Genomic DNA, 14,748 nt, shown 5'->3' on the forward strand with positions numbered 1-14,748 from the left:
ATAAGCTTTTGTGTTTGAGTTAACGGCGTGAAATGGGGATTGATCGAATATATAGCTTATCTTCAGAAAATGAGAACGAATTCCGGCAAAGTAACTGCTATTTCCGAAAGATAATCTCAGCGATTTTTGGGAATATTTATATGAAACTTTAATTTCAAGTTGAAAATGGGTAAAATTGTTTATACTATTGCCATTTCTTCAACAGACTTTATATGCATTGAGTTTGTTTAATACCATAAACAAATATGCTCATGGTTTGTTATTAAAAAAATTAGTTCCACTTTTTTGAATGATAAATTATATTGATCATATTTGGCTAATCTTCCAACAAATAATATCAGTGAACTTTATGGAATTATATCCCATTAAGTGTGCAGGTGATTTGTAACAATTCACATATTTCACATTATTTGTTTATAGAATAGGACAGAATGTTATACATACATTCTAATTATCTACACACTAACAACGAGGAATTAATCTGGCGAATTATAGAAGCAATATGAGGAAAAATAAGGGTGCAAGCGGCAAAGCTTCCGATACTCCGGAAGTTACAAGAGTTCGTACCCCACGAAAGGATAAAAATGAGATCTTAGCAACTGTTGGTACATTGCTTGGTGGAAAAAGAGTCACATTACAATGCATGGATGGCGTTGTAAGAATGGGTAGGATCCCTGGTTCAAAGAAAAAAAGGATGTGGGTTCGCGAAGGCGATATTGTAATAGTTACTCCATGGTCTTTCCAGGATTCAAAAGCTGATGTGATCTGGAAGTACACAATGCCACAGGTAAACTGGCTTCAGCGCAAGGGTTACCTGAAATAAATAATGAATGTATGATCATTCATTATTTCTTTTCATAATCTATTCCTATAATCTGTTCTCAGTATCAAATTTTATTTAATATAATTATTGATTCTCATTATTTTGTTAAATTTAGTAACCATGCCAGTAGCTATGCCCATATTTCAACTAGATTGAGAAATATGGAGGGATGAGAATAAAGGTGATTATAGATCGAAAAACGATATTATAATTTAGAAATACAATTCAAAATAAGAATCAATATGATCAAGAATCACATAAACAAGAATTAGAATAAATGAGACTAACAGAAACTAAAACTAATATCAAAAAAGTGATAATGAAAGATCGAATAATACGATCTTCCACTATTGAGCTTATAAAGCTGTAATTAAACGAGCTCGCCGAATGCGAACTTTCTCATGACCTTGGTAACTTTGATTGTTACTTCGTCGCCGACCTTTGCGCCTGGGACGAAAATTACGAAACCGCTTACTCTAGCGATTCCATCGCCTTCTCTTGCGATATCTTCAATTGTTACGTCGTATGTCTCGCCAGCTTCTACTGGTGCAGTGGATTCCATGTTATTGAACAAATATTTCACTTCCTTTAAAGTGCTTAAAAAGATAATAACCAGACTAGTAAACATAAGGAGAAATAGCAAAACAGTTAAAGCAATACCATCCAAACCTATATATTCATCAAAGCAGCGTTAATCCTCTAAAAGCAATCTAAAGACACCTTATTTACATATAAAGCTTTTGGATAATATTATCGACATCAACTGAAAAGAAAACAGATCGATAATTTTGGTTTTGCCTTATCTTAAGTAGTTATTTAAAAATAAATATAAAAAACTAGGAGATATTCGAAATTCTTTTATACAATGCTATTAATAGGTTTGAATGCTCAACATACAATATATTTAAAAAATCAAATACATAGAGTATTGGGGGATCTATACAGATGAAATCTAAATACTATTCATATAGTCTAATAATATTAGCATATGCATCACTTGGTTTACTAGCAGAAACACTCATTCATTTGGAAATGAATGCAATGAAATCCGGGGTGAGCGTATTCTTTGAAAGTAACACATATCTTATAATAGCTCCTTTAATGGTCATGATAGGATATGCTGCAGTTAAGACGCTTAAATTAGCTGAGTAAGATCAAGGATTCATTCCTTGACCATGATGTTATTATTCATTTAACCTTATATATTCCGTCATCTCTACATTATATGCAACGTAATTCTTATTCTGATAATTGATCTTTCTGACATTCACCCCTATTTTGATAATCTAAATGTCGATCATCCCATTGTAATCCTTATATATAGTTTAATAGAAAAACTATAGAATGGTATTATTGTGTAGCAGATGCTGTATTTGCTATAAAAGGGGAAATTAACAATTAATAAAGATTCTAAAATATTTCAGGATGGGGACAGCTCGCCTCAAAAAGGCTTGGATCTTAATGAAATTATCACAAGAAGCTCAAAAAGTGTGTGTCCGGAATGCCTTAAAGTCATTGATTGCCAGATGATACTGCATGAGAATAAGGTATTTTTACTTAAAAATTGTGATGAGCACGGGTCGTTCGAAACTCTTGTTTATTCGGATGCAAAAGCCTATCTTGATGCATTAAAGAGCAATAAGCCCAGTTCAAAACCTCTGCATTACCAAAGCCCTGTTTCTAAAGGATGTCCCCTTGATTGCGGATTATGTGCAGATCATCAACAGCACACATGCGTTGGAATCGTAGAAATAACCGACACGTGCAATCTGAATTGCCCGGTATGTTTTGCAGACTCAAGAGGAAATTTTACGCTGCCTTTTGAAAAGGTAAAGGAGATGATAGACCTTTACGTTAAGTGTGAGAAGGAACCCGAGGTGCTCCAGATAAGTGGGGGTGAACCAACATTGCATCCGGATATCTTAAGGATCCTGGAATATATGGGCCAAAAGAATATCATATACCCGGTTCTGAACACCAACGGATTAAAACTTGCTGACATGGATTTTGCAGAAAAGATAGCATCTACCGTACAAAATGATGGATCCGGAATTGGTAAACCAGTCATTTATTTTCAGTTCGACGGGTTAGATGATAAGACCTATACTACCCTCAGAGGAAGACCTCTGCTCGATATCAAAATGAAGGCTCTTGAAAACTGTGAAAAACTTGGTTTGACAGTTGCTCTGGTAGCCACCATTGTCAAGGGAGTAAATGATCAGGAAATTGGTCATATCATAGATCTTGCCCTCCGGAAAACAAACATCAAAATGGTCAATTTCCAGCCAGCTACAATAACCGGAAGATATGAACTGGAAAAAAAGACCGAAACGAGACTAACCATTCCTGAAATATTAGATGAGATCGAGGATCAGACAGGAGGAGTGCTAAACAAAGATAACTTCATTAGCATCCCTTGCCCCCATCCGACCTGTTCAGTTTGTGCCTATGTTTACGACCACATGGGAAAAAAGGTATCACTAACTAAGTTCCTGAATTCCAGTGCCTGTCGGGACCTTCTTGTTGACCGCACTGTTGCAGATTTTAAAGTTGTATCCAAGATTGAAAGATCGATCAATACTCTGAATGTGCTTATGTCCAAAACTAACAAGTGTTGTGGCGATGGAACGCAGAAATGTAATTGCACTTTGTTCCCGGGCATGGTTTCAGATGCCGGTAAAATGATAGACAACATAACTCTCATCTCAGTCCATGCGTTTATGGACGAATATAATTTTGATCTGGAAAGATCGAAGAAATGCTGTATAACAGAGATCCTCCCTAATGGCCAGATGATACCATTCTGCGTGTACAACATACTCTACAGGGAAAAATTGACCTCCGAATTCAGGAGCATGTGTCAATAATGAAGTTATCAGGAATAATGATCATACAATATATCCAATATCGAGGGCTATGATGGATCCAAAAGAAATAAAGAAAATGGTAAAGGAAGGTTACACCGAAATAGCAAGAACAGGCTTACCCTGCTGTCCAACTTCAAATTCATGTTGCGATCTTAGTGGCATTGCGGAGGATATCAGTCGTGAAGTGGGCTATTCAGACAAAGACCTTGAGGAGAGCCCGGAAGGCGCAAACCTTGGCCTTGGTTGTGGGAACCCCACTGCACTGGCATCTCTGAAATTGGGTGAGACTGTTCTAGACCTGGGTTCAGGTGCAGGCTTTGATTGTTTTCTTGCTGCCGCCAGGGTGGGAAAAGAGGGAAAGGTCATCGGCGTAGATATGACTCCGGATATGATCGATAAAGCCACTGAAAATGCCTCTAAAGGAGACTACACTAATGTGGAATTCAGACTGGGGGATATTGAAGACCTACCAGTTACTGATAATTCCATTGATGTTGTGATCTCTAATTGTGTGATCAACCTCTCCCCTTCCAAGGATAAAGTATTCAGAGAGATATTCAGGGTCCTGAAAGAAGGTGGGCGTTTCATTATTTCGGACATTGCCCTCTTAAGCCCCATTCCAGACAGGATCAGGGAATCCGCAGAAGCATACATCAGTTGTATTTCAGGTGCGATCTTAAAGAAAGACTATCTGGCCATCATCAAAAGATCCGGATTTGCAGATATTGAGATAATAGAAGAAACAACCTATCCGTTTGACCTGATCGTTGCAATGATCTCCCCTGATGAAATGAGTTCTATCCTGAAGGACATGAACCTCTCTATGGAAGAAGCAGAAGAGATGACAGGTTCTGTAGTTAGCATTGAAGTCGGTGGGACAAAACCATCCTTATCTTCCATGTAAACTTCATATAGGGCCTTCGATCTTATTGAAGGCTCAGACACAATTTATTTTTTCTTTTTGAAAACACATTAATTTATGCAGAATCTATGTTCCTGCTTTATTTTGTAGTGTTACAAATAATGCATAGATACATGCATAGGTGGATGCATAAATATGAATCTAAATAGAAGTCTAAATTTATACAAAAAAATCAATCCAGAGGCTTTATTTTCGATAATATCAGATCTGACAATTCCATTCTCTGTTTAAACTCAGTTTCAAGCATGAGATCTTTCACTAATTGTTCAGCCTCAGGATCATTGATAAGCATTAACATATCTCCGAAATATTCCGGAATATAGTATTCCGTATTTCCAGCCTCGATCGCATTCCTGTATTCATCCCTTACCTGATCATCAAAATATTCTGCTTCATGACAGAGGAGTTTGAGAATCAGTTCAACTACGCCCTGTTCCTTCTCTAGGACAGCTATGCTAACAAACGGAGGGATAAATATACTTAAAAAATAGAATGTACGATTTATTGAATTCTCAGGATCGTACCAGATATGAAGCTCATCCAGGATTTCACAATTCTTCTGCTCCCTCAATGGGTCGGAAACAGGATGGTTCTCAAAGACAGCAAGAATGTCCTGTAACTTTTCTTTTAGTTTCTGGAATATCATATCCCGGCCCAATAAGTTAGCTGGCTCGAGATGTTTCCACCCCGGAGCAAAATAGAATGGAACAACAAAGGCCTCCTCATCGGTGTCCGGGTAATAAAGTGTGCCAGATTCCCCTGTAACAATATCGAAATAAGGTATCCTTAATCTAAGGCTATAACGAGCATTTTCCAGGGATGAAATGTTGATGACGACCTTATCTGCACCTTCACCTTTGGCACTGAATGTACGCTCAGGTTCATTGTTCAGCTTAAGCAATGGGTATTGCGTTTCATGTATGCTGAGCTCAGCCTCAAGCATAACAACGTTCAATGGAGCTGCCGGCAAGGAATAATCAATTGTGATTTCAGGTTCCCACTCTTCGATCTCCAAGAAGATCTCCTCCACAATAACTGATCCGGAACCTGTATTGGCCAGTATGAACTGTAGTTCATTATCCCCCTGAGGGTAATCCAGAGCTAAAGTAGGCCTGATAATCCAGAGACATGAAGACTCCTTTTTCTCCATTAGCAATTGCCTTAGAAGAGAGATCTCATTTGCGATCTCATCCATTTGAATATTGTATGACATCAATTCGTTCTCAAATGAACTGGTCGAATCCTGAATACTGCTTAGCATTTCGATAGCATCAGAATAATCTCTGCCCATGCCCTGTTCTTCCCCGAAGGTACGCCTTATGGTAGAAGCAAGTACAGTACCCAGAAGGGGTACAGGCATTTTACGAACTTCCTCACAAATAATGTTCAAAGCCACCTCGCCAGTTGATTCTTTCAATTTCTGTGGAAGGCTCTTAAGCATAGAACCAATGTAATTCTGAGCCGACGAAATGATCGAGTCCTTAGAAACGTCCCCTTCTTTCAGATTACCAGACATATTATTCCCCATTTTTATTTTAGTGGGAAACTATATACCATTTCGTCTGGGAACGTCAAATTGAAAATGAAAATTGAGGATAAATTTAAAGTGAATTTAAGTTAAAATGAGGGGAAATTAAGAAACTGAAAGTGATAACATCAACAAAACAATCAATCCCTTTTGATCCTTGCATGCCACCACACGTATTCAAATTCATCTAATAATAATTGCTCTTTCTCTTCATTAGTAGTAAAATTATTCCAATCGATATGGGTAGCCAGATCATAATTTATCTCAGTGTGGAATATCTTCATCATTGTACGACTGCCCCTTGCAGTCAGCGAGATCGAGCTGCCGGTAAATACAATATTTGTCCCATTCAACTCTTCTTGATGATCAAGAACTACAGGTATGATCTCAAAAATAGAATTGATCATTGCATTACGCAAATGTTCGTTATCAGAATATGTCTTTTTTTCAAGGCCGATAACTACTGCATCAATGTCTTCGTAGTAACTTATTCCAACTATTCTTACCTCAGACTCAAGTGATACTTCAGCTAATTCTGACATCAAAGTGTCTTCTATGGTTGGTATTTTATTTTGTGTAGATCCAGCTACCCCTCTTATGGATTCTGATGCATCATCCATATCAATTAAAGTTACTGTAGTAAGCAACAGAATCACAATTGCCATACATAATATTAATTTGAAGACTGACCTCATCGATTTAGTACCCCGCATATTCATCGGTAAAATTAGCTAAAACTTTTATAAGTATTTATATTTTGCTATTGAAAAACTGAATAGATGTACAATACGACACATGAAACAGAAATCAGTCCTTTTTGTCAATGATCTGAAGCAAATAGGAAAACACACATTATACACAATCCTTAAGTGATGCAACAAATAAAAAATGAACATGCTTTCAGATCATAAAATGATAAGCATCCTGCAATCACAAATGGATGAAGGACACAGATTGCAGGACTTCTGTTCTTTCAGGAATACCTGTACGATAAGTTTGACTGGGAAAACTGATCCCTAAGTTAGGAAGCCTTTTTGAAAATGAACACATCTATGATTAGAACGTTTGTGACTGGTTTTGTATAAGGGTACTAGGTTCTCCCATAAAAGAAAACGGATTGCTATGTACAAAGACAATTGCAATCGGAAGGGTTTCTGAGGACGTGTGCAGGCTAGAGTTTCACTGGTTTCCTTTGTTAATTTGACTAGAGAAGAAGAGTTCAGGAAAATTATACTTGATTCCTGCCAAGTTCTGATCAGGAGATATGAGCGTTTTGAGAAAACGCCTGTTGGCTGGGCTCCCCAGGAACTATCAAAATTGGATAAGAAATTGGTAGTTAACCTCATTAAAAATAATAAGAACTATTTCTTAAAAGAGAGTCTGGAAAATGCAATAAAGTATTTCGATACTGAAGAAAAAGTAAAGTTAAAAAACTTACTTCCAGGTGAAATGGCTGATATATAATGGTAGAACGGTCTCTAAAGGAAATATAAGATTATATTTAAATTAATAAAAATTACCTAAAAAAGAAATTGGTAGCCCGGCACGGATTCGAACCGAAGTTGCGGGATCCAGAGTCCTGCATGATTGACCACTACACTACCGGGCTGCTTATGATTGCAGCTCCTACATAGTAATTCTAATTAATAAAGGTATCGGGTGGTGCTTAAATAAGGCTCACATATCATCCGGATTCTCGTCCAGAATCGCTGTCATCCACCATCTTGCCATATCCATAAGATCGTGGCTGAACTGGCCTGATAATCGATACTTATGGTTCTTGTTAGTGATCATACCAGCACCAAGCAGCTTGTTTCGCATCGCGTAGAATGAGGCACGGCCGATGTCAAGCTCTTTTATGACATCCTGCCATTCGCTGGTCTTGATAGGATTGCCCGCCTTCTGGCGCTCTTCGACCATTATCAGAAACTTCTGCCCGCGCATGGCTGTGGCATCTTCCTGGAAAAGACGGCGCATAAGGCTAAAATAAGGATCTCTGGAGCGAGTTATGCGTGCATTTGTATCGGAACGTACCATTAAGGTCGTAGAGGTTCTGGGAGCATCTTTTACAGATACCATTTAAGATCAAAGCCTGCTGATAAAAGATCAGCTTGCGGCAATCCCCTTAGAACTAAGCTCTGATTGTAAAAGATCAGCATATTCTTCCTTTAAAGAATAAACTGTAGGGGTCTTGTAAGATTCCTTATGGGATCTGAGAATTCCCAGCTTTGAATGTATGTAGCCCACCATTGAAGCAACTGCACTTCTGGAAACATCATACTTTTTAGTGATGGTCTTGTGCAATTCATCTACAGTAGACTTCTTTAAGTTTAAAAATAATGATAGGACGTAACTCCTAAGTCCATTAACATCCAGTTCAATGAATTTCTCAAGTCGGTCTTTAATTTTAGATCGAATAGATGCCATGATATGTATTCTCCCTAAAGAACAGTAACACATATTATGTAGATAGCAGTATATATATCTTTGTAAAATAATAACGCAAAATTGGTATCAGAATACTTAATTCATAAGGGGAATTATAATGACCACTCCGGATACTCGAAATTATAGTTACGATCTGAAAGAGAATCTACTTTACGCAGGAGGCAAACAGGTGCCTGCTTATGAGCTGGAGGAAAATGAGATTGGCACTTGTGGCAATTGTGAATCAATCATTATAAGCCTCAGTTATCATGAAACAGATGACGAATTCATTGTTGCAGGCAAATGTACGAATTGTGGAATTCTCTCCGCAAACATTTATGATCCTGACTGGAATTGGGTCTGTGAGATCGCTATTCCTCACTTTACCAGATCTGTCTCTGAAAAAAACAACGATGAACGATCTGAAACGCGACTTAATACTCAAGGTTCCAAAGATGCAGAAATACCTGAAATTGATGACCTGGAACTATTGAACAGCATCCCTATGAAACAGATCGAAGCTATTTTTTCACCCACGGAGATCACGGCACTTTTTGCGCGTGCAAAGGGTGAGAAATGTGTAAGACAATATCTTTACAATGCCAGAAAGAAGTATCAAACTTTTGAAGATGTTTTTGGAGTTAAGCTCACTATTTAAAATTTCGGCTTATAGTTGCGCTTTTTGAAAGTAAAAATACATAAATAGTCAATATGTAATAGTATAATATTACAATAATTAATTTAAAAAATATAATTTAAATTTATTATTTAATTATATACTAAATGACAAATTAAACGTTTGACAGATGTATTTAATTATAAATGTTAAAATCTGACCAAACAAAATAAACATAATTAATTTTTTAGATGAGAAAAAATGATTAAATAATAGATTATTATAATGACTACTAAATTTAAAAATGTTGCCCAATTTTGCCCTATGTTTTTTTAGGCATTTTTAAATTGCAGAGTGTATATGTTACAAACTGAAAAATGCAAAGAACACATAGGCACATTTTTAAAAAATAATTGCGGATATTTTGTTAACTACAAGAAAAAGAGGAAGAAAAGAAGGTCTTTACTAAAATTTAACTCGAAAACATGAGTGATACTTTAGTATTAAATAATGTCTCACTTTTTACTTATGTGATTCAATAGAACAATTAAATATGGGCGAAAAATGCCTATGCTTTGTGAGCAGAATATTAGTTGCAACCTATACCAGTTGTAATCTGAAAAACTATAGAAAAGCATAGTCATTTTTTGAGTAATAATCGACTAAGCTTGAACATATAATTGAAATAATTAGGACAAATTGGATCTGCTTAATGATCATACGTGGCATAACTGAGAAGTCAAAAAGATAGAAACCTTGTATCCTAAAGTATGTATGTATGAATTGCAGTGGCATATCTATTGTGCATTTCTCGATTATTTTTTGCAGAGAATAGGGGGTCTGCAAAATCTTACCACCGTATTCATATAGTGTTTGTAATAAACAAGTTCACACAATTGGACGTTTTAGCTCGGTCGGTCGTGCTATTCATATAATATGTATGAATGGAACTCGGGCATTATTTGAACAGACTTTTCTGAGTCATTTGTGAACAAAACTCAGAAATTTAAAAAAATAAAATCAAAAACGTAGAATTTTTTTGAAATAATTAGATATGTATTTTAAAAAATGTCTGAATTTCTAATTTAATTCCCAACATTGTTATATAATTGCAAAAGTAATGCTATGCGAATTGACTAATATTCGGATTCTCACATGTAGACTAAATAGACAATAAACTATTATATAAATATAGGCATATATTTATTAAACCGTAAGTAAACATATATAATAATATAGATTATTTATTACATATAATTTATTATGAGGTATAACATGCCATTTAATGTATACTTTGTATTAAACAATTCCTTCTAATAAACAGACGTAACATTTAATATATAATAAAATATACATAATAATATAACGTTTTAAAAAAAATAACTAATTATGGTTATATTATTGATTATGTATAATCTAACATATATATTAACTAGAATTGTAAATATGTATAATATGATATATTATAAAAAAAGTATATCTTTAAATGTATAAATTGGACTGCAATAATTTATAACATAGTAAATATTATAATAATTGCGCGCTATGTGTATTTAGCATAATTAAAGTTTAATACTATGGACAATTTAGTGTAAAAACTAATAGATACACATAGCCTTATAAAATTAAAATTATAAATATAATAACTGCTTTCTCACAGGTAATTATAAGCAAAACAGCTTGATCCCATAATTAATATGACATTTATAATTTTGTTTATATGGACATAGTTGCCAAATCGAATAATGTGTGCAATTAATATGTTTAAATTTTATAAAAATAAATGATAATACATAGTTGCTTTAAAAGTATACTATGAAATAATTATATTTAAAAATAAACTTTATATCATAACTATTATTATATCATTATTGTACTTGTTGCAAAATGTAAATTGACTATACAATTAATAATAGACATATTACAATATGTAAAACAAAAATAGATATTTAATAAAATAAATATTAAAATGGATATTTGTTTATGAATATAACTAAAAAACTGATACTAAACATATATTAAATGGAAGGCCCACGTCCCGAATAATGCTTAAAGAAAGACTCTTTTCGAACAAGATCCTCGCCTGTCGTGTTATTACCGGATGTATCCTTATTTCTATACATCTTATCAGGAGGTGGTCTCGATCTAGATCGGAATGCTTCTAATAAGGTATTGCACCTGCATCAGGATTATTACATTGGCTAAGAGTCAAACACAAAAAATGAGAGAAGGACATCAGTCTTCTCGAAGCCATTCATTTACTTTTTCAGGATTGTTCTCGATCCATTTTGCAGCAGCCTCTTCTGAATGCATGCCATACTCCATAGCAAGCATTACAAACTGTGCATCTTCATGCGACCAGTGGAACTTTGTGAGCACACGATGAACTTCTGGCATGTCTTCTTCAAACCCTATACGTGTAAGAGTATCCACATTATCTTCAAGACTAAATACGCCCTCAGGATCATCAAGATACTTAAGGTCCCATCGACTGAAGGCCCAGTGAGGAGACCACAACGTAACAACAATAGGTTCCTTAGCACCCATAGCCCTGCTAAGCTTAGCAGTCATAGCAGCCTGACTCCCTGGAACGAGCCTGTAATCAAGATCATATATCTCAATCGTAGTGATAGTATTACGCATAATACCTGCACTAGGATCGATACCAATTATCTCAGAATCGAATACTTCCTTGTTTGCATTGAGCTCTTCGATAGAGTCGATCTCAACATATGCAGGAACCGCAAGCCCCAGTTGACACCCTTCTAGATTATGCCTTACATTAACGATCTGATCGCCATAATAATTCCAGTAATTCTCATGGGTGACTGGCAACCAGGCAGATGTTGTAAAATCAATATCTCCCTCAGCAAGACCTTTGTAAAGTGTTCCTGCATCAACTGCTCTGATCTCTACCTCATACCCCTTCATTTCAAGTACCTGTTTTATCACATTGGTACTTGCAATCTCTCCATCCCAGAGTACATAACCAACTGTTATCTTTTCAGAAACTGTAATGTCTTTATTTTGATCGGCCTGTTCGGCACAACCAGATGCAACAAGTGCCAGCACTAACATTAAGATCAAAGTAACTGATTTCATGGTCTCGATTGAAGTAGAAATATTTTTTGAATTCTGCAATTCATTTTTGTATATATACAATGTTCGTTTCTGCTTTATAAATATGATTAAAAAAATGATAAGATTTTACCCGAGATTCAACAATAAAAATATACTAAGTAGATATATACCAAATAGAGGAGATATCAAGTAATAGACTATTTGGGGATTATCGGGGGCATTTAATGAATACATATGATGATGACAAAAGAAAGCCGAACAGGCTGGTCCATGAAAAAAGTCCGTACCTTTTACAGCACGCATACAATCCAGTGGACTGGTACCCATGGGGGACAGAAGCATTCAAAAAAGCAAAAGATGAGAACAAACCTATATTCCTATCCATAGGATATTCGACCTGTCACTGGTGCCACGTGATGGAAAGGGAGTCTTTTGAACATCAGGATCTGGCAGACATAATGAACAACAATTTTGTTGCTATAAAAGTTGACAGGGAAGAAAGACCAGATATTGATGCTGTCTATATGGAAGTATGTCAGGCTATGAATGGAAACGGTGGCTGGCCGCTTACAATAATAATGACGCCTGAAAAAGTGCCCTTTGTAGCTGCAACGTACATGCCAAAAAAGAGTATTCTAGGGCGCATTGGGCTGATGGAGCTTCTACCACAGATAAATGAGATATGGACCAAAGAGTATCACAAGATCGAAGAGCAGACATCTATGATACGTTTCCATTTCTCTGAAAGAACAACTAAGAAGCCTATGGGAAAAGGAACAATTGATGATAATGTCCTGTATCTGGCCTTCAAGCATCTTGAGAATACGTTCGATGAAGAAAATGGCGGGTTTGGAAATGCACCTAAGTTCCCATCCCCACACAACCTCATGTACCTTCTTCGATACTGGAACCGGAGCGGTGATGAAAGAGCACTGAAAATTGTGGAAAAAACGCTCAGTGCAATGAGATCCGGGGGGATCTATGACCATATCGGTTTTGGATTTCACAGGTATTCCACGGATAGCACGTGGCTAGTGCCTCACTTTGAAAAGATGTTATACGACCAGGGAATGCTGGCAATAGCTTATTCAGAAGCATACCAGGCAACAGGCAAGCCTGAATTCGCAGAAACGGTTAGAGAGATATTCGAGTATGTTGAAAGATATATGACATCCCCGGAAGGCGGGTTCTATTGTGCTGAAGATGCCGACAGCGAGGGTGTTGAAGGAAAGTTCTACGGTTGGGACATTGAAGAGATCAAGGAGATCCTTGAAGAAGCTGATGCAGAGTTGTTCATAGATCATTTCAACGTAGAAAAAAGCGGCAATTTCCTTGATGAAAGCACTCGTCAACGTACCGGGAAGAACATATTACACATTAAAACTGGTCCTGATGAGACCGCACGTAAACACAACATAACGATCGAAAAATTTCAAAGTGCCATTGAGAAAAGCAGGCAGAAGCTCTTTAAAGTTCGTGAGAAAAGAGTTCACCCTTCAAAGGATGACAAAATACTCACTGACTGGAACGGACTGATGATAGCTTCACTGGCAATCGCTTCAAGAGCACTTGGAGAACTGAGATATACATATATGGCTAAAAGATGTGCAGACCTGATTCTCACCAGCACCTACATGAGAACAGGCAGTCTTTCCCATCTGTGTAGCGAAAGAACAGAAACACCGTCATTCCTGGAAGACCATGCATTCCTAATATGGGGACTGATCGAGCTATATGAGACTACTTTTGAAACATCATATCTAAATGCAGCATTGAAGCTCAATGAATACCTGCTTGATAATTACTGGGATGAGGATAATGGTGGATTCTACCAGACAGCCAGAACTTCGGAAAGCCTTCTTTTCAGGAAGAAAGAAGTTTATGACGGCGCGATCCCAAGTGGTAATTCTATTGCTTTTTCTAACCTGATCCGCCTTGGAAGAATGACTGGGAACACCGAACTTGAGAAGAAGGCCTATGAGATCATGAAGGCATTTTCCGGAACAATTTCAGCCATACCCATAGGATACACACAGTTCCTGTCGGGTGTAAACTTTATTCTGGGACCCTCAAGTGAAGTTGTGATCGCAGGTGATCTTAATTCTGAGGATACAAAATTGATGCTATCACAGCTTCATAAGGAGTATCTTCCTAACAAGGTCGTGATGGTCAAACCACCGGGAACCGAAGGGAATGCGATCACCAGGATCGCGGAGTACACTGAGAATATTGTTATGAAAGATGGAAAAGCAACTGCTTACGTATGCAGAGATCTAAGCTGCAAAGAACCAACTACTGATCCGGAAAAGATGATGCAGTTGATTAAAGATAAGAAATAAGCAAAAGATAGAAAGGGACGAAGTGAGAATTGTCACCATAACCAACCGGATACTAGGGAAGAAATAGTCAAAGAAAGGGACTTCTGGTTCGCATGGTATGCATTCCATCCCGAAACCGAGCTGTATCTCCCTGAAGGAGTGGTTC

13 protein-coding genes and 1 tRNA gene are annotated in these 14,748 nt (G+C 36.7%); 7 read left to right on the forward strand and 7 right to left on the reverse strand.

What is annotated here, in order from left to right:
• The first annotated feature begins 502 nt into the window (after positions 1-502).
• Entirely contained in the window at positions 503-823 is a 321-nt protein-coding gene (gene eif1A / locus J7W08_RS03970) for a translation initiation factor eIF-1A (RefSeq protein ID WP_048194535.1), read from the forward strand.
• A 370-nt stretch (positions 824-1,193) separates the two neighbouring features.
• Here the strand turns inward: eif1A and J7W08_RS03975 are convergent, their stop codons facing one another.
• The gene (locus J7W08_RS03975; RefSeq protein WP_048194628.1) at positions 1,194-1,385 is read right to left on the reverse strand and encodes a TRAM domain-containing RNA chaperone; all 192 of its coding nucleotides are present in this window, start codon (positions 1,383-1,385) and stop codon (positions 1,194-1,196) included.
• A 383-nt stretch (positions 1,386-1,768) separates the two neighbouring features.
• On the opposite strand from J7W08_RS03975, the gene J7W08_RS03980 reads away from it, so the two are divergent.
• From J7W08_RS03980 to J7W08_RS03990, 3 genes are all read left to right on the forward strand, one after another.
• Positions 1,769-1,975 (forward strand): hypothetical protein, encoded by a 207-nt coding sequence (locus J7W08_RS03980; RefSeq protein WP_233085348.1) that lies wholly within the window; start codon positions 1,769-1,771, stop codon positions 1,973-1,975.
• A gap of 299 nt (positions 1,976-2,274) precedes the next feature.
• On the forward strand, positions 2,275-3,690 hold the full coding sequence (locus tag J7W08_RS03985; RefSeq protein WP_233085349.1) for a radical SAM protein: 1,416 nt from the start codon (positions 2,275-2,277) through the stop codon (positions 3,688-3,690).
• 49 nt (positions 3,691-3,739) lie between these two features.
• The gene (locus J7W08_RS03990; protein ID WP_233085350.1) at positions 3,740-4,594 is read left to right on the forward strand and encodes an arsenite methyltransferase; all 855 of its coding nucleotides are present in this window, start codon (positions 3,740-3,742) and stop codon (positions 4,592-4,594) included.
• Positions 4,595-4,784: 190 nt separating this feature from the next.
• On the opposite strand, the gene J7W08_RS03995 is transcribed toward J7W08_RS03990, so the two are convergent.
• On the reverse strand, positions 4,785-6,128 hold the full coding sequence (locus J7W08_RS03995) for a hypothetical protein (RefSeq protein ID WP_233085351.1): 1,344 nt from the start codon (positions 6,126-6,128) through the stop codon (positions 4,785-4,787).
• A gap of 152 nt (positions 6,129-6,280) precedes the next feature.
• Complete coding sequence (locus J7W08_RS04000; protein ID WP_233085352.1) at positions 6,281-6,805, reverse strand: hypothetical protein; 525 nt, start codon at positions 6,803-6,805, stop codon at positions 6,281-6,283.
• 499 nt (positions 6,806-7,304) lie between these two features.
• On the opposite strand from J7W08_RS04000, the gene J7W08_RS04005 reads away from it, so the two are divergent.
• Positions 7,305-7,604 (forward strand): DNA alkylation repair protein, encoded by a 300-nt coding sequence (locus J7W08_RS04005; RefSeq protein ID WP_233085353.1) that lies wholly within the window; start codon positions 7,305-7,307, stop codon positions 7,602-7,604.
• 69 nt (positions 7,605-7,673) lie between these two features.
• Here J7W08_RS04005 and J7W08_RS04010 read toward each other — a convergent pair.
• The 3 genes from J7W08_RS04010 to J7W08_RS04020 all read right to left on the reverse strand — a co-directional run bounded on the left by J7W08_RS04010 (position 7,674) and on the right by J7W08_RS04020 (position 8,567).
• Positions 7,674-7,749 (reverse strand) — tRNA-Gln (locus tag J7W08_RS04010).
• 68 nt (positions 7,750-7,817) lie between these two features.
• Positions 7,818-8,219 (reverse strand): hypothetical protein, encoded by a 402-nt coding sequence (locus J7W08_RS04015; RefSeq protein WP_233085354.1) that lies wholly within the window; start codon positions 8,217-8,219, stop codon positions 7,818-7,820.
• 27 nt (positions 8,220-8,246) lie between these two features.
• Positions 8,247-8,567 carry a DUF2551 domain-containing protein gene (locus J7W08_RS04020; RefSeq protein WP_048194544.1) on the reverse strand — a complete coding sequence of 107 codons (321 nt, stop codon included), beginning with the start codon at positions 8,565-8,567 and terminating at the stop codon, positions 8,247-8,249.
• Between the two features lie 118 nt (positions 8,568-8,685).
• Between J7W08_RS04020 and J7W08_RS04025 the strand changes: the two genes are divergently transcribed.
• The gene (locus J7W08_RS04025) at positions 8,686-9,225 is read left to right on the forward strand and encodes a hypothetical protein (RefSeq protein WP_233085355.1); all 540 of its coding nucleotides are present in this window, start codon (positions 8,686-8,688) and stop codon (positions 9,223-9,225) included.
• A 2,193-nt stretch (positions 9,226-11,418) separates the two neighbouring features.
• On the opposite strand, the gene J7W08_RS04030 is transcribed toward J7W08_RS04025, so the two are convergent.
• A complete protein-coding gene (locus tag J7W08_RS04030; RefSeq protein ID WP_233085356.1) occupies positions 11,419-12,285 on the reverse strand; it encodes a glycine betaine ABC transporter substrate-binding protein in 867 nt (288 codons plus the stop codon).
• A 203-nt stretch (positions 12,286-12,488) separates the two neighbouring features.
• Here J7W08_RS04030 and J7W08_RS04035 point away from each other — a divergent pair, with 203 nt between their 5' ends.
• A complete protein-coding gene (locus tag J7W08_RS04035; RefSeq protein WP_233085357.1) occupies positions 12,489-14,603 on the forward strand; it encodes a thioredoxin domain-containing protein in 2,115 nt (704 codons plus the stop codon).
• Positions 14,604-14,748 lie beyond the last annotated feature (145 nt).

This window comes from Methanococcoides orientis (assembly GCF_021184045.1).
GTDB classification, from domain to species: domain Archaea; phylum Halobacteriota; class Methanosarcinia; order Methanosarcinales; family Methanosarcinaceae; genus Methanococcoides; species Methanococcoides orientis.

Bases quoted from the DNA above. Each gene is read 5' to 3' on its own strand.
- J7W08_RS03975 (WP_048194628.1), bottom strand. From the start codon at position 1,385: ATGGAATCCACTGCACCAGTAGAAGCTGGCGAGACATACGACGTAACA.
- J7W08_RS04025 (WP_233085355.1), top strand. From the start codon at position 8,686: ATGACCACTCCGGATACTCGAAATTATAGTTACGATCTGAAAGAGAAT.
- J7W08_RS04000 (WP_233085352.1), bottom strand. From the start codon at position 6,805: ATGGCAATTGTGATTCTGTTGCTTACTACAGTAACTTTAATTGATATG.
- J7W08_RS04015 (WP_233085354.1), bottom strand. From the start codon at position 8,219: ATGGTATCTGTAAAAGATGCTCCCAGAACCTCTACGACCTTAATGGTA.
- J7W08_RS04020 (WP_048194544.1), bottom strand. From the start codon at position 8,567: ATGGCATCTATTCGATCTAAAATTAAAGACCGACTTGAGAAATTCATT.
- eif1A (WP_048194535.1), top strand. From the start codon at position 503: ATGAGGAAAAATAAGGGTGCAAGCGGCAAAGCTTCCGATACTCCGGAA.
- J7W08_RS03980 (WP_233085348.1), top strand. From the start codon at position 1,769: ATGAAATCTAAATACTATTCATATAGTCTAATAATATTAGCATATGCA.
- J7W08_RS04030 (WP_233085356.1), bottom strand. From the start codon at position 12,285: ATGAAATCAGTTACTTTGATCTTAATGTTAGTGCTGGCACTTGTTGCA.
- J7W08_RS03995 (WP_233085351.1), bottom strand. From the start codon at position 6,128: ATGTCTGGTAATCTGAAAGAAGGGGACGTTTCTAAGGACTCGATCATT.
- J7W08_RS03990 (WP_233085350.1), top strand. From the start codon at position 3,740: ATGATGGATCCAAAAGAAATAAAGAAAATGGTAAAGGAAGGTTACACC.
- J7W08_RS04035 (WP_233085357.1), top strand. From the start codon at position 12,489: ATGAATACATATGATGATGACAAAAGAAAGCCGAACAGGCTGGTCCAT.